11 protein-coding genes are annotated in these 15,309 nt (G+C 55.1%); 5 read left to right on the top strand and 6 right to left on the bottom strand.

The window, feature by feature from the left end; genetic code table 11:
• Nucleotides 1-14: 14 nt before the first annotated feature.
• From IM700_RS19245 to cls, 3 genes are all read right to left on the bottom strand, one after another.
• Nucleotides 15-575 (bottom strand): ECF-type riboflavin transporter substrate-binding protein, encoded by a 561-nt coding sequence (locus IM700_RS19245; RefSeq protein ID WP_155607637.1) that lies wholly within the window; start codon nt 573-575, stop codon nt 15-17.
• A gap of 406 nt (nt 576-981) precedes the next feature.
• Nucleotides 982-2,010, bottom strand: coding sequence for a type 2 isopentenyl-diphosphate Delta-isomerase (gene fni, locus IM700_RS19240; RefSeq protein WP_193417098.1), 1,029 nt, complete (start codon nt 2,008-2,010; stop codon nt 982-984).
• Nucleotides 2,011-2,083: 73 nt separating this feature from the next.
• Entirely contained in the window at nt 2,084-3,592 is a 1,509-nt protein-coding gene (gene cls, locus IM700_RS19235) for a cardiolipin synthase (protein WP_193417097.1), read from the bottom strand.
• A 191-nt stretch (nt 3,593-3,783) separates the two neighbouring features.
• Here cls and IM700_RS19230 point away from each other — a divergent pair, with 191 nt between their 5' ends.
• Both IM700_RS19230 and IM700_RS19225 read left to right on the top strand, forming a co-directional pair.
• Nucleotides 3,784-4,692, top strand: coding sequence for a TetR/AcrR family transcriptional regulator (locus tag IM700_RS19230; protein WP_155607634.1), 909 nt, complete (start codon nt 3,784-3,786; stop codon nt 4,690-4,692).
• Nucleotides 4,693-4,734: 42 nt separating this feature from the next.
• A complete protein-coding gene (locus IM700_RS19225) occupies nt 4,735-7,950 on the top strand; it encodes an efflux RND transporter permease subunit (protein ID WP_193417096.1) in 3,216 nt (1,071 codons plus the stop codon).
• Between the two features lie 273 nt (nt 7,951-8,223).
• Here IM700_RS19225 and IM700_RS19220 read toward each other — a convergent pair whose 3' ends face one another.
• A complete protein-coding gene (locus IM700_RS19220) occupies nt 8,224-8,919 on the bottom strand; it encodes a TorD/DmsD family molecular chaperone (RefSeq protein ID WP_193417095.1) in 696 nt (231 codons plus the stop codon).
• Between the two features lie 321 nt (nt 8,920-9,240).
• Here IM700_RS19220 and moaA point away from each other — a divergent pair, with 321 nt between their 5' ends.
• Nucleotides 9,241-10,248 carry a GTP 3',8-cyclase MoaA gene (gene moaA, locus IM700_RS19215; RefSeq protein ID WP_193417094.1) on the top strand — a complete coding sequence of 336 codons (1,008 nt, stop codon included), beginning with the start codon at nt 9,241-9,243 and terminating at the stop codon, nt 10,246-10,248.
• Here moaA and mobA read toward each other — a convergent pair.
• Nucleotides 10,245-10,916: a molybdenum cofactor guanylyltransferase gene (mobA, locus tag IM700_RS19210; RefSeq protein ID WP_155607630.1), complete on the bottom strand. Its 672-nt coding sequence runs from the start codon at nt 10,914-10,916 to the stop codon at nt 10,245-10,247. The genes moaA and mobA overlap by 4 nt on opposite strands.
• A 132-nt stretch (nt 10,917-11,048) precedes the next feature.
• Between mobA and IM700_RS19205 the strand changes: the two genes are divergently transcribed.
• Together IM700_RS19205 and IM700_RS19200 are read left to right on the top strand one after the other, a co-directional pair.
• Complete coding sequence (locus tag IM700_RS19205) at nt 11,049-12,266, top strand: MFS transporter (RefSeq protein WP_155607629.1); 1,218 nt, start codon at nt 11,049-11,051, stop codon at nt 12,264-12,266.
• A gap of 189 nt (nt 12,267-12,455) precedes the next feature.
• Entirely contained in the window at nt 12,456-13,433 is a 978-nt protein-coding gene (locus IM700_RS19200) for a LacI family DNA-binding transcriptional regulator (protein ID WP_193417093.1), read from the top strand.
• 93 nt (nt 13,434-13,526) lie between these two features.
• On the opposite strand, the gene IM700_RS19195 is transcribed toward IM700_RS19200, so the two are convergent.
• On the bottom strand, nt 13,527-15,278 hold the full coding sequence (locus IM700_RS19195; protein WP_193417092.1) for a glutamine--tRNA ligase/YqeY domain fusion protein: 1,752 nt from the start codon (nt 15,276-15,278) through the stop codon (nt 13,527-13,529).
• Between the last annotated feature and the right edge of the window lie 31 nt (nt 15,279-15,309).

The raw sequence follows: 15,309 nt of genomic DNA, 5'->3' as shown, positions 1-15,309 counted from the left end.
TTTTCAGTAAGCTCCTATCTGTCCACGCTTAAGTTCGAGTTGTTACGGTTACGCTTCACGTAAGCCAGCACCGCTGGCAGTCCCAGAATGAGGAACACGGCAAGATTCGCCAGACCCGCAGAGATGACCTGTACCGCAATTTTGTCATTAGGCTCGCCCATCACGAGGATGTCGAAGTACCCGGAAAACGCCAGCGAAACGAAGATCCCCACGATCCCGTACACGACGAACCAGGCAACGTGATTTTTCTTCATCTGCCCTTCCTGAGCGTTGAAATCCTTCGCTAAATAAATCAGTCCCATAAACGCTGCGGTGATCCCCGAGCCCAATGCCCAGCCCCACCAGACAGTGCCGCTTGTAATTAAATCGTTAATGACATGCCCGATAAAGCCAGCGATAAAGCCAACGATCGGCCCAAACAGCGCGCCGAAAATCGCCAGCAAGGCAATAGCCGGGCGCAGCTGCGTATCCGGTGCAATCGGGATGCCAATCCAGCTCGTCGCTCCGTACAGTGCAGCCCCAATCCCGATGGTCACCACTGTCCTCGTGTTCCATTTCCACAATGAAGGTTTCATTTCCAAATCCCCCTCTGCATCAATACCCAACCTCAGTATGGGCTCTGCCGTCGAATAAGTATGAACCGGCTGCTGTCCTAGCGAACCGGTATTTACCTTCAATATAAGGGCTAATCTATTGAATTGCAACGAAATTCTTACTGGTTTAGTTGGATTTAAACGGAGGCCCTATTCTCTTGTCCAGCCCTTTTGACCATTATCCCTATTAATCAGGTCATGGAAAAGCCCACATCCATCGGCTTTCACCCGATTTCATCCCATCCCGTCCAACCCCGTCCCACCCTGTCCAACCCTGTCCAACCCCATCCGCTTCCTGAATAAAGGGGATAATCGTGCAAAGAGCCGGCCAAGCTCCCCCGAGCGGACCCACACCCTGCTCTATCTGGCCACGGCCGGTCTCCCTGTACTACTCGCGGCGCACGAGCCGCGGCGTCCCCCGCAGCGCCGGAATGCTGCCGGTGCCAATGCCGAACATGGCGGTGCGGAGCTCCAGCTCAACGCGCTCCAGAAGCGCGTCCAGTCGCTCCTCCGAATGCACCGCCGGTTCGAGCAGCGCCCGGCCGAACCCGGCCAGGTCCGCGCCAAGCGCCAGCGCTTTGGCGGCGTCCACGCCGGTGTTCAGGCCCCCGCTGCCAATTAGGGCGGCATCCGGCAGCGCCGCCCGCACTTCGCGGATGCATTCGGCGGTGGGGATGCCCCAATCCGCGAATGCTTCCGCTGCCGCGCGGCGCACAGGGTCACTGCCGCGGAACTTCTCGACCTGGCTCCACGAGGTTCCGCCGGCGCCTGCGACATCGATGAAGGCAACGCCTGCCTCGCGCAGCCGTTTCGCCGTAGCGCCGTCGATGCCCCAGCCGACTTCCTTTACGCCAACCGGGATCGGCAGCTCGCGACAGACCTCCTCGATCCGCTCCAGCAACCCGCCGAAGTTCGTATCCCCTTCCGGCTGGAACACCTCCTGTAAGCTGTTCAGATGCAGCACGAGCATGTCCGCTCCGGCGATCTCCACCGCCCGCTTGCAATTCTCCGGCCCATAGCCGTAATTGAGCTGCACTGCGCCTAGGTTGGCGATGATCGGGATGGTCGGCGCAAACCGCCGAATGGCGAACGTAGGCGCAAGCTCGTCCCGTTCCACGGCGGCCCGGACCGAGCCGACGCCCATGGACCAGCCCCGCCGTTCCGCCGCTTCGGCGAGGCGTGTGTTGATCTCGCCGGCCAGTCGGCTCCCGCCGGTCATCGAGCTGATCAGCAGCGGCGTACGCAACGAAGCGCCAAGAAACATTGTTTTCAGGTTGATTTCCGTGAAATCCAGCTCAGGCAGCGCGTTATGGCGAAAGCGAAATTTCTCGAATCCGTTGCGAATCCCCTCTGCGTTCACTTGCTCCTCTAGACAAAGGCGGATATGCTCCGTTTTACGTTCCGATGTTGGTTCCATGCCGAAGACCCTCCTTCTTTACCTCACCCTAAAAATACGCCGGTCGACTATCGCCAATCCTTGCCCGCCCGTGTTACAGCAGCGGAGACAACAGACGGGCCGCGGATTCCGCAAGGCGCACCAGAATTCTCTTATTCATGAAATCATGCTTGTCGATCAGTTTTGCCGACAGCAGGTCACGCTCGAAATTGTTCACGACCTTGGCGACGCTGTCGCTTTGCACCAAGAGCGCATTGACCTCGAAATTCAAATGAAAGCTGCGCATATCCATATTGGCCGTGCCGACCGTAGCCACTTCCCCGTCCACGATCAGCAGTTTGGAATGCAGAAAACCCTTTTCGTATTCGAAAATTTTCACTCCAACCTCCAGCAACGAAGGGAAATAGGAATGAGACGCCAGAAACGGCAGCCATTTATCCGGTTTAGCCGGGAACAGGATGCGCACATCGATCCCCGATAAGCCGGCCACACGCAGCGCGGTCAGGATATCTTCATCCGGGATAAAATACGGCGTCGCCAGCCACACCGACTTTTTCGCCGACGAGATCATCGCGAAGAAGATGTTCTTGAGCGTCCGGCTTTCGTTGTCCGGGCCGCTTGGCACGATTTGTACCGCGCCGCTGCACCCCTGCTCAAGCTCCGGGGACAGGTAGGCTAGATCCATAATTTTCTCCCCGGTGACGTACTGCCAGTCCTGCAGGAAAATGATCTGCAGCGACCGAACCGCCTCCCCTTTGACCAGCATGTGCGTGTCGCGCCAGAAGCCATAGGTTTTGCTGCGGCTCAAATATTCGTCACCAACGTTAAGTCCGCCGATAAATCCAGTATTACCGTCGATAACGACGATCTTGCGGTGGTTACGGTAATTGACCCGGCTCGACAGGGCCAGAAAACGCATTTGTCCGTAAATGCCCACCTTAACTCCGGCCTCCCGCAGCTCCGCGATAAATGATTTAGGCAAACCGATGCTGCCGACGGCGTCAAACATAAAACGCACCTCAACACCGGCTCGTGCCTTCTCCATCAACGTCTTCTGGATTTCCCGCCCGATGTCGTCGGCACGATATATGTAATATTCCATGTGGATATGATGCTCGGCTTTTTTGAGCTCGCGCAGCAGATTGGTGAACGTCTCTTCCCCATTAGTCAGTACCTGCGTGCGGGTCGCCATCGAATAAGGCGTGCGAGCCAAACGCTGAGACAGATGCAATAAACGCTGCTGGCCGGGGCTGAACTGCGACAAGTCGCGGGGCAACGGGTGACCGCTGCGGTCGATCCGCTCGTAGCTGAGGCGGTCCTGTTCCGCTTTTTTATCGAATTTGCGCCGTTTGAAATAGTTTTGTCCCAGCAAAAAATAGAGCAAGAGCCCAACAACCGGCAGCAGAGCAAGCACGATAATCCAAGCCACGGTGCTGGACGGATTGCGGTTCTCCATAAATATGGCGAGACCAATCGTGATGACGGTCAAGGTTTGAAAAATACTAACGAGCGTACCGCCGAATTTACCGAAGACGCCAAATCCGAAATAATAGAAAGCAAATAAAATCGCGGCGATGAAAATGATTTGAAGTCCCCGTCTCATCGTTGTACTCCTTCTTTTTCTAATGATGCTTGATTATATTCTACATGAACGTTCGAATTCTTCCTACTGGTGAAAGGGAAAAATCTACTCGTGCGCCGATTTGTATCCGCTTGGGCTTTGTACTATAATCAAAATTGACCAATAAGTCAAAACGAGAACCCACGAGTCAGAGAAAGGGGGTTCGGCACTTTTTGTCTCAACCATCCATCGACAAGAAGAAGCTGATATTACGAGCTGCCATGCAGCTGTTTGCGGCCAAGGGCTCGTCCGCCACATCGATGCAGGAGATCGCCGAAGCCTGCGGGATGTCCAAGGGTAGCCTGTACCTTCACTTCAAATCGAAGGAGGAACTGGAGCAGAGCTTGTTCGACTACTGCTACCAGCTGCTGCTCGACCATCTGACACAGGTAGAGATGCAGCAAGGGTTGACGCCAAGAGAGAAACTCCGGCGCCAACTGGTCGTGATGCTCGAACTGGTGCTTGAGTTGCGTGAATTCCTGATCATGCAATTCCAGGACTGGCATAAGAACGGCACACCGTACAAGGAGCCGGCGGCAGTCCAAGCCCACAACGCCAAGCTGTTACGGCACGGCAAGAACAAGCTGGAAGCGGTCTACGGGCCGAAGATCGAGCCGTACACGGGCGATCTGTTAACGATCGCTTATGGCATGGTCGGCATTTATGTCCGTTTGCTGTTCGAGCCCCATGTTTCCGCTTCACCGGAACGGATGGCCGAGCACCTCATGGAGTTGCTCGACCTCTCGGCGCAGCATCAGTTGAACAATCGCCCGGTCCCGCTAATCTCCGAAGAGACGCTGCGGCTCATGTCCGAAGGCGCTCCGGGCAGTTTGGATTTGCAGCAGCATCCTTTGGTTACGATCAAGGCAATCCGCGATGCGATTGGCGACGCCATCGCCGACCCGGACAGGCAGCAGGAAGCGCTGGAAGCCCTGCAGATTCTCGAGCATGAAGTCTTGGAGCTTCGCCCGCGCCGCGCCATCATCAAAGGAATGCTGGCCAATTTGGCTGCGATCCCAGAGCTAGCCCCTCGTTCGGCAGAACTGGAGCAGCTGCATCAGGTTTATATCCAGTACTCGTAAATCATTGTTCACCCATAGAAAGAGAGGAGCAGAAACCCGCTTATGAAGAGTATCATTCAATTTTCCTTGCGCAATAAGTTCGCGATCTGGCTGCTCACGGTGATCGTTACCGCCGTGGGTTTGTACAGCGGTCTGACCATGAAGCAGGAAACCATTCCGAACATCGACGTGCCTTACCTTAGTGTAACAGCCGTATATCCTGGGGCCGCACCGGAGGGCGTGGTTGAGGAGATCACCAAGCCGCTGGAGACGCGGCTGCATAATGTCGACGGCGTAAAGACAGTCACCTCCACTTCGATGGAGAACGCCGCCTCGCTGATCATTGAATTCGAATATGGCATGAACCTAGACAATGCCACCGCGGCCGTTCGCGAAGCGCTGAACGATGTGCAGCTTCCCGAAGGCGCGCAGAAGCCGCAAATTACCCGGTTCAGTTTGAGTTCCATGCCGGTCGTTTCCCTCAGTTTATCGGATAAAGAATCCGGCAGTCTCGAGGATTTGACCCGGATTACGGAGAACGACATCAAACCTGCACTTGAGGATCTGGACGGCGTCGCTTCAGTACAAATCGCCGGCCAATTCGTTCGTGAAGTCAGCCTGAAGTTCGACCAGGCCAAGCTGAAAGAGCTGGGCCTGACGGAAGATACCGTGAAGGGGATCGTACAGGGCTCCGCGCTCCGCGTTCCGCTTGGATTGTTCAGCCTGGAGCAATCCCAGAAAGCCGTTGTCGTTGACGGCAACATCACGACCGTAGAAGACTTGGAAAACTTGGCCATTCCGGTCATCCCAAGTTCAGCAGGTACAGCTGGGGCCGCTGGAGGAGCTGCAGCTGGGGCAGGTATGCCTGCAGGCAGCACAGGTGCTGCAGCGGGTGCTGCTGGCGCTTCTACTGGCGCTGCTGCCGGTGCTGACGCTAGCGGAACCATGGGCGCTGTTCCGGCCGGCATCCCGACCGTCAAACTTGGCGATATCGCCGACATCGAAACGATCGGCAAAGCCGAATCGATCTCCCGGACCAATGGGGAGGAATCGATTGGCATTCAGATCGTCAAGTCCAACGATGCCAATACCGTTGACGTTGTCAACCAGGTCAAGGATGCAGCTAAAGATCTAGGCAAACAATACGAGCATATCAACTTTACGGTCCTGCTCGACCAAGGTCAGCCGATCACCGACTCGGTGAACACGATGTTGTCCAAAGCGCTGTTTGGCGCCTTATTTGCGGTGTTGATCATCCTGATCTTCCTTCGTAACATCCGTTCCACCATTATTTCTATTATCTCGATTCCATTGTCCCTGCTTATTGCCATTCTGGCCCTGAAGCAGATGGATATTACGCTGAACATGATGACGTTAGGCGCTATGACCGTTGCCATCGGCCGCGTCGTCGACGACTCGATCGTCGTGATCGAGAACATTTACCGCCGTTTGTCCTTGACCGGCGAGAAGCTGAAGGGCAGCAAGCTGGTCATTGAAGCAACGCGGGAGATGTTCGTCCCGATTATGTCTTCGACAATCGTCACGATTGCCGTGTTCCTGCCGCTCGCTTTTGTCAGCGGGATGGTCGGGGAATTGTTCAAGCCGTTTGCCTATACGATGGTCTTCTCGCTGCTGGCCTCGTTGCTGGTTGCTATCACCCTCGTGCCTGCGCTGGCGCATACGCTGTTCCGCAAGGGTCTCGGTAAGTCACACCACCATGACGAGAAGCCAAGAGGCATTGCCCGCGGTTATCGGCGTATTCTGGAGTGGTCGCTGTCGCATAAGCTGATTACCTTCGGGCTTGCGGTCGTCTTACTAGTTGGCAGCTTGTTCCTGTATCCGCTGGTTGGCGTCAGCTTCCTGCCTGAGCAAGAGGATAAATATGTAATGGCGACCTACTCCCCAGAACCGGGAACCCAACTGGAAGATGTGGAGAAGGATATGCTGATTGTTGAGAAATACATTTTGGATCAACCTGGCGTCGACAAGATGCAGTATTCCGTTGGCGGCGACAATCCACTGGGAATGGGCTCCTCCAATTCGGCCTTGTTCTACATCGCCTATGATCCGGATACCGATCATTTCAGCGATGTGAAGGAACAGTTGATCGAAGGTCTGCGAACCGAGCTTCCGAAAGGTGAATGGAGCGATATGTCCGAACTCATGACCGGTGGTTTGGGCGGCGGTTCGCTTAGTGTCAACGTATTTGGAGATGAGCTGGAGCAAATCAAGCCGGTATCGGACCAAATCCTTGCTTTGATCAAAGAAGATACGAAGAACTTCGAAAAAGGCGATACCAGCCTCTCGAAAACCTATGAGCAGTACACCTTGGTTGCGGACCAAGAGAAGCTGAGCTCCCTGGGCTTGACGCCGGGCCAATTGGCCATGAAGCTGAGCCCGGTTCGTGAGCGTCCGGTCCTGACAGAGGTTGCGATCGACGGCAAGAAATACAACGTGTATATCGAAACGGACAGCCAAACTTATAACAGCATCACCGATATTGAGAACGAAACCTTGGCTTCGCCGCTGGGCATTCAAGTCCCAATCAAGGACGTTGCAAAGGTTGAAAAGGGCACTTCCCCGGATTCCATCATGCGGATCGACGGGAAGATGGTCGTTGAAGTCAGTGCAAAAATCACGTCCACCGACGTGCAAAAAGCCTCGTCCAGCCTGCAGGAGAAAATCGATAAGCTGGATCTGCCGGACGGCGTCACCGTGAAATTCGGCGGCGTAACCGAACAGATTAACGATACGTTTGGCCAACTGGGCATCGCCATGCTGGCAGCCATCGCCATCGTTTACTTTGTCCTCGTCGTCACGTTCGGCGGCGGTCTGGCTCCGTTTACGATTCTGTTCTCCCTGCCGTTCATTGTCATCGGAGCCATGGTAGGTCTCCTGATCGGCGGAGAGACGCTAAACGTCTCGGCCTTGATGGGCGTGCTCATGTTGATCGGTATCGTCGTCACCAACGCGATCGTGCTGATCGACCGCGTTATCCATAAGGAGCGCGAAGGTTTATCGACCCGCGAAGCATTGCTGGAAGCGGGAACGACGCGGCTTCGTCCGATTCTGATGACCGCCTTGGCAACGATCGGCGCACTGCTGCCGCTGGTCTTCGGCTGGGAGCACAGCGCAGGGATCATCTCGCGCGGGCTCGGCATCACCGTCATCGGCGGCCTGATCAGCTCGACGCTGCTCACGCTGGTCATCGTGCCGATCGTGTACGAATTCTTGATGAAATTCCGCCGTCGCGATTTGTCGGCCAAAGAAGCGGAGTAATAACAGCAAAAAGATGGCGCAGGGTAGTATATCCTGCGCCGTCTTTTCAAACCGCCCCGATTGTAACGACGCAACTCTATTCTGGTCAAAACAGCGGATTTGGGCCGCGAAATTGGATAATAAGCTCTGTCCCAAGCGTTAGAATCGCAACACGGGGAGATTGGCTCAAATAAGCCCCGTGGTCCGCGTTAGAGATCATACCGGCTATCAAAAAAGGACCTCAACCCCGCATTGCTGCGGAAGTTGAGGTCCTTTTGCGTTGCCTTATTCCTTCTATCCCATCGCCGGCGACTGGCTTTCCCGCCAAGCGCGAAGCTGCTGAAGATCGTTAACCAGAAATTCATCCATCATTTCAGCCAGTCCGGTAAAGAGCGGGCTATTCGTGGCTTTCAACACTTCTTTGGCAAACGGCTGTGCCCACTTCAGCAAATGGGTTTCCAGGAAGTGGATCTGTGCGTCCGCCAGCGCCAGGCAGCTTTGCTGCAGATTGGCTTTGGCCAGCATTCCTTCGGCCAGCACCGCCATAAATTCCAGCTCCAGCGCGATATGATCGTCGCGTTCTCCGTTCAATTTATTGAACACAACCGCGTTCTCCATGTACACCTTGCGGACTTCGGCGCTGCAAGCCAAAGCACTTGACCCTTCTAGGCGACTGCGAAACAAGCTCTCGCATGATGGGATCACCGCCTCACGGCCCGTAAACAAGCGCTCGAATTCCCTCGCTTCTTGATGGCAAACGCTGCGAAAATCCTCTTCGGGGATGCTCTCCAGATAGGCCTTGAGCCTCTGTCCGCCCTGGCTGACTGCCGCCTTCGGGTTCTGTTCCACCTTGCGACGCCACTGAGCGATCAAAGACATCCGCGGCGGACGACTCAGAAAGTCCATCAACAACTGATAAACCATCCCCCGAGTTTCAAGCCACTGAACCTGCTCCTGTGTGTAGACCAAAGGTTTGAACAGCATAGCCATCTGAATTCATCTCCCTGTATAGGTTGTTCAAAAGTCAGCTTCCGATCCTATAGACCAAAAAAAAAGATGACTTCCTTAAAAGTTGTCGGAAATCATCTCGAATGCATATACCGACACATGATTAAGGGGGATCACGTATCGCTTACATGAATTATACCTTACAATGTAAGCGCTTTTATGTGATCTTTTTTACACTTTACTCTACTTTCATTGTATCATCGTCCGCCACAGAATATACTTGAACAGTGTGTGTCAACGCATTGACTACCCGGTTGAATATATATAAAATTTGAAGCACCTAGATAGAAAGGAGGCGTACACATGGAGCAACTGCTTGACCCTTTTGGGCGAAAGCACGATTACCTGCGCATTTCGGTCACCGACCGTTGTAATTTGCGCTGCGTCTACTGCATGCCTGCCGAGGGAATGGTTTTTCAACCGCATGAGGAAATCATGAGCTACGAAGAAATTGCCGAGACGGTATCGGCTCTTGCTCCGATGGGCCTCCGTAAGATTCGGCTAACCGGCGGAGAACCGCTGGTGCGTAAGGATTTAGAACAACTTGTTACTATGCTCTCGGCCATTCCGGGCATTGAAGATATTGCATTGACTACGAACGGGATGTTCCTGGCCAAAAAAGCGGAGCTGCTGAAGCAAGCGGGATTGAAGCGGGTGAACATCAGCTTGGATTCGCTGCGACAGGACCGTTTTGCCATGATTACTCGCGGCGGTGAGGTGGAAAAGGTGCTGGAAGGAATCCAGGCCGCCGTCGAGGTTGGCTTCGAGCCAATCAAGCTGAACGTGGTCCTAATGAAAGGAGTCAATGAGGACGAGATCCGCGATTTTCTCGCGCTAACCATTGACCGACCGCTGCATGTGCGCTTTATCGAATACATGCCGATCGGCAGTGCCAGCGAGACCTGGCGCCAAACCTACTTGCCCCTGACGGCCGTGGAAGACGTGTGCCGGGAATCGGGCTGGGAGGTGGAGGCGGTCGAAGGCCCCCGCGGCAACGGGCCGGCGGAAAGCCGTCGGATCGCCGGCGCGGCCGGTACGTTCGGGTTAATTCATCCGGTCAGCGAGCATTTCTGCGACAACTGTAACCGGCTGCGCTTGACTGCCGACGGACATATCAAAGCCTGCTTGTATTGGTCGGATGAGCTCCACGTTCGCCCATTTGCGACGGCTGGCGACCGCGATGGCATCCGCTCCTTGTTCCTGAAGGCGCTGGGCGCTAAGCCGAAAAACCATGAAATGGCGTTGGCGCTGGAGCATAAACAGCAGAGCCACACCCCGACGACCCGCCGGATGTCACAGATCGGCGGTTAGTCCGGCAGCAGGCCCGTTTCCAGCCGGATACGGGCCTGCTCGTAATCTTCCGGCTTGTTCATATTAAACGCGCACCACTCCAGGGGGAGGCCCGTCGCTGACGCGAGGGCCTCCCCTTCGATGTATTCGGTGTGCAGCGTTTCCGTCCAAGCCGTCATTTTGAGGCGGCCTGCGCGAAGCTGTGCTTCCAGACCCGGAAGCACGCTACGCCGGTAGGCCGCCAGCAGCGGATGCGCCCGCCCCTCCGTGCGGGCGAGGATCGCCTCCGTCACAGCAAGGCTTGCCGAGGCAGCCTCCGATGAACCTGCCCGGCCATTAGCCAGGGCCTCCGCCGCCTCCGCGCGTTCCAGCAAGGCGCGGAACAAGCCGCGGTTCGCAAACGGCGTATCACAAGCCACCGCGAGGTTCCAGAGTGAGGCTGAGCTCTCCAGCCCCGCATGCAGCCCGGCCAGTGGCCCGGCCCCCGGATAATCGTCGGTCACGACTTCTTTGCCGAACCGACCATAGGCCGCCTCGTTGCCTGCCGCAATCACGATTCGCGAAGCTACCGGCTCCAGCTCTCGGATCAGACGTTCCAGCACCGTCAACCCGCCAAGTTCAAGAAGCGCCTTATCGCTGCCCATGCGGCTTGATCGTCCTCCGGCTAAAATGATCGCAGTCGTGTTCATCCATTTTCCCCCGATGCATAAATTATGGTAAATCCAAAAAAACTTGGTTTGTATCCCCTTTCACCTGTGTGTTACATTGGGAGCATAGTCACAAGCTTCCTGTTGTGACCACTTGGACCCGGACAGAAAGGAATGGCGCGTTTGCAGGACAAAAGACGACATTCGTCCTTTTCGTTGTTGCCGCTAGGGCTGCTTAACTTTTTCATTTACGGAACCATGGTCATTTTTGCTGCCTTTTTTCAATTATATTTGCAGGACATCGGCATGGACAAGCTCGAAATCGGAAGCCTCATGGCAATCGGACCGTTAATCTCGCTGCTGGCTCACCCGTTTTGGAGGTATCTGGGCGATCAGAGGCAGAATCCTCGCGCTGTTCTGTTGACCATGATGCTGGGCTTGCTCATCATGGGCCACCTGATGTTTAAGGTCAACACTTTTACGATGCTGTATTTAACGATGATTCTATTATATTTCTTCCTAAGCCCGCTGCTCTCTCAAAGCAATACCCTGATCCTCGGATATACCGCGGGGACCGAAAACCAATTCGGAATCTATCGCATTTGGGGCTCGCTCGGGTGGACCTTTATCGCGCTGGCCGCCGGACCGATCATCGACTCTATTGGCCATCACGGGATCTCCCTGCTGTTTAGTGTCACCTTGATGCTGGCGATCGGCGCTACGCTGCTGCTTCCCTCCATTCGGCAAACGTCTCAGACACCTTGGCTTAGTGGCCAAGAAATTCGGCGGGCGCTGCAGAACAAGTACCTGCTCGCTTTTGTCGTGTTCAGCATGCTGGTGGCGATTCCGAACGCGATGAACAGTATTTTCATGCCGCTATTCATGACGGATCTCGGCGGGTCGAAGCTTGCGGTCGGCGGCGCCGTGTTCTTATCGACGGTTTTTGAATTGTTGGCGTTTATCCTGCTGGATCGTTTCTTGAAGCGCAAATTGTCTTATTTGCTCGCTTGTATCACCATCGTCAGCTTGCTGTTCGCCGTCCGCTGGGATCTGATGTCCGAGGCGACGCATCCGATCCAAATCCTGTTGATTCAACTGCTGCACTCCGTGACGTTTGGCGGATTCTTCTACGTCGGCACCAAGTTGATCACCCTTTTGCTGCCACGCCCGCTGCGATCGGCAGGACAAGCGGTGTATGCATTTGCCGCCAGCGGCCTTGCCGGCGTGATTGCGGGGTTCTGGGGCGGCTGGCTGTTTCAGAATTTCGGTTCGGTCGTCATGTACCGCTCTGGCGTCGCATTAACGCTGATCGGAGCGCTTGGATTCGCCGCGATCTGGTACCAAGTCCGACATCACGGATATTCACCGAAGAGCGGACGCGATGACCATTAAGGAGGGACGGCTTCGCCGCTCCGTAAAACGAAAGAAAACAATGCCTGATACCGTAACGCCCTCGTTCGCTTACGAGGTAACGCCGGTTGAGGGCATTGTTTTCTTTGCTGCATCTCCAGTGTAAAATATGAAATGCATTCCATAGCAAGATATATTTTTTCACCTCTTTCGGGGAAGGAGCGGTTTGCCTTGCCGAACATCAAACAGATCGCTGAAGCCGCCGGTGTATCGGTTACCACCGTATCCCGCGTTCTGAACGGACATCCCTACGTCAGCGCGGACAAACGGGCGGCGGTCGAGGATGCCGTTCGCCGGCTTAACTATTCACGGAATATGAATGCTGTACATTTGATCAAAGGCATCACGCAAACCATCGGCGTGATCCTGCCGAACATCAACCATTACTACTTTGCCCGGATCATGGAGGGGATGGCCCAACAAGCCCTGAAATGCAACTATCAGCTGATGCTTTGCCAGACCGACTACCGTCCGAATGAGGAACGGAAGGTACTGGAGATGCTGCGTAACAAGCAGATGGACGGGTTGATCATCTGTTCACGGGCGCTTTCGCTCAGCGAGATCGAGACGTATGCCAACTACGGTCCGATCGCGTTATGCGAGCGTGTGAGCGGCCGCAACCTCTCCTCGGTGTATATCGATCATTACGCTAGCTTTCAAACCGCGATCCGCTATTTGTGGGAGCAGGGGCGGCGCCGCATCGCGTTTACGATCAGCCGCCGCAACAGCCCTAGCAGCCGCAGCCGCCTGCAAGCCTATACCGACACGCTCACGGCCTTGGGCGGTCAGGCCCGGGAGGACTGGGTGCTGGACGGCTGCATCGATTGGGAAGACGGCGCCGCCTTGGTGGACCGGCTGCTCGCGATGGAGGGGCGTCCGGACGCCCTGCTCATTACCGGCGACCAGGTTGCCGCCGGCTTCATCCTCACCGCACGCCTGCGCGGGCTGGAAGTGCCAGACGATTTCGCCGTCATCGGTTTTGATAACCAACCGATCTCCGGCTTGCTCGAGATAACGACGATCGATAATCGGTTGTCGGAGATCGGGGAGCGCGCTTTTTCCATCGTTCATACGCAAATCACCTCCGGCGGGGGCAAGCCCGTCTCCGAAGAGCTTGGCTTCCGGTTTATTGAGCGCAGCTCGGTATAAATCAAAGAAAGGAGCCTGCAGATAGCTGCAAGGCTCCTTTTAGGTTACACAGGCACGCACGCGGGCACTGCCGTTAGGGTTGTCAATGCCGACTTACGCTTTCGGCAGCTGGAACGAGCTTTTCAACGAAACGATCAAGTTAAACACCGGGTGTCCGGGCTTAGCGTATTTCGTATCAACGTTAAAATACCCATGCCGGAAAAATTGGAATTTATCCTGCGGCTTCGCATCCTTCATGTTCGGCTCCACGAAGCCGTGAGCAATCGTCAGCGAGTTCGGATTGATGAGATCGAGGAACGTTTTCTCCTCAGCGATCTCAACAACTGCGTCCCCTGCTTCCGTAGGGGCATCGTCTACCAGACCCTCAACCGTTTCTTCCAGCGCCACGTTTGCCGTTTCCTCTGCTTCCTCTTCCAGAATCAGCGGCTCGTACAACCGGAATTCGGCAGGCACCGCCTGAGTGGCTTCCACCCAATGGATCGTGCCCTTGACCTTACGGCCGGTAAAGCCGGTGCCGCTCTTCGTTTCCGGATCATACGTGCAGTGGATCTCCACCACGTTGCCGTCCGAATCCTTGATCACCTCATTGCATTTCACGAAGTAGGCATTTTTAAGACGGACTTCGTTCCCCGGGAACAAGCGGAAATACTTACTTGGCGGATTTTCCATAAAATCATCACGCTCGATGTAAATTTCACGTGAGAACGGAATTTGGCGGCTGCCCATGTCCGGGTTTTCGCTGTTATTTTCCGCCTCAAGCCATTCGACTTGCCCTTCCGGATAATTGGTGATGACCACCTTCAGCGGGTCCAGCACGGCCATCGTGCGTGGAGCTTTCATCTTCAAGTCCTCGCGAATGAAATGCTCCAGCATTTTCGGATCGATGTTACCGAAGTTCTTGGAAATCCCCGTTTCAAAAATGAACGCCTTGATCGCTTCCGGCGTATACCCGCGGCGGCGCAGCCCGGAAATCGTCGGCATGCGAGGGTCGTCCCAACCGTCAACGATGCCTTCGTCAACGAGCTTTTTCAGCTTCCGCTTACTGGTCACCGTCTGCGTTAAATTCAGCCGTCCGAATTCGTATTGATGGGAAACGTTCGGCATTTCGGTTTCCGCAATCGTCCAGTCGTAGAACGGGCGTTGATCCTCGAACTCAGTGGAGCACAAGGAGTGGGTCACGCCCTCGATGGCGTCTTCCAGTGGATGGGCAAATGTGTACATCGGATAAATGCACCATTTATCGCCGGTGTTATGATGAGACGCATGTACGATGCGGTAGATGACAGGGTCTCGCAGATTGATGTTCGGCGAGGCCATGTCGATTTTGGCGCGCAGCACCTTCTCCCCGTCCTTGAATTCGCCGGCGCGCATCCGTTCGAACAGGTCGAGGTTCTCCTCGATAGAGCGGTCGCGGTAGGGGCTGTTTTTACCCGGCTCGGTCAGCGTCCCGCGCAGCTCGCGGATTTGGTCGGCGCTGAGATCATCCACATAAGCTTTGCCCTTTTTGATCAGCAGCACCGCGCGTTTGTACATCTCCTCAAAATAATCCGACGCAAAATGTAGTTCTTCCCAATCGAAGCCCAGCCATTTGACGTCTTCCTTGATCGAATTGACATACTCTACGTCTTCTTTCACCGGGTTGGTGTCGTCGAATCGCAGGTTGGTGCGTCCGCCAAACTCGTCCGCCAGCGCAAAGTTGATCCAGATCGCTTTGGCATGCCCGATATGTAGATAGCCGTTCGGTTCCGGAGGGAACCGCGTGATGACGGTATTTACCTTGCCGGATTTTAAATCTTCCGAAATGATGTTTTTAATGAAATTGGGAGGGGTAAAGTTGTTCTCCACGGGTAATCAACCTTTCCATTCGAGTTCTTCC

The sequence above is a fragment of the Paenibacillus rhizolycopersici genome, from assembly GCF_014947195.2.
Taxonomy (GTDB): Bacteria; Bacillota; Bacilli; order Paenibacillales; family Paenibacillaceae; genus Fontibacillus; species Fontibacillus rhizolycopersici.
The sequence above is the reverse complement of the archived record's forward strand: the minus strand, read 5'-3'. Positions and strand labels throughout refer to the sequence as shown.

Coding starts and splice junctions, on each gene's coding strand:
- IM700_RS19245 (WP_155607637.1), bottom strand. CDS start 575: ATGAAACCTTCATTGTGGAAATGGAACACGAGGACAGTGGTGACCATC.
- fni (WP_193417098.1), bottom strand. CDS start 2,010: ATGGAACCAACATCGGAACGTAAAACGGAGCATATCCGCCTTTGTCTA.
- cls (WP_193417097.1), bottom strand. CDS start 3,592: ATGAGACGGGGACTTCAAATCATTTTCATCGCCGCGATTTTATTTGCT.
- IM700_RS19225 (WP_193417096.1), top strand. CDS start 4,735: ATGAAGAGTATCATTCAATTTTCCTTGCGCAATAAGTTCGCGATCTGG.
- IM700_RS19220 (WP_193417095.1), bottom strand. CDS start 8,919: ATGGCTATGCTGTTCAAACCTTTGGTCTACACACAGGAGCAGGTTCAG.
- moaA (WP_193417094.1), top strand. CDS start 9,241: ATGGAGCAACTGCTTGACCCTTTTGGGCGAAAGCACGATTACCTGCGC.
- mobA (WP_155607630.1), bottom strand. CDS start 10,916: ATGAACACGACTGCGATCATTTTAGCCGGAGGACGATCAAGCCGCATG.
- IM700_RS19205 (WP_155607629.1), top strand. CDS start 11,049: ATGGCGCGTTTGCAGGACAAAAGACGACATTCGTCCTTTTCGTTGTTG.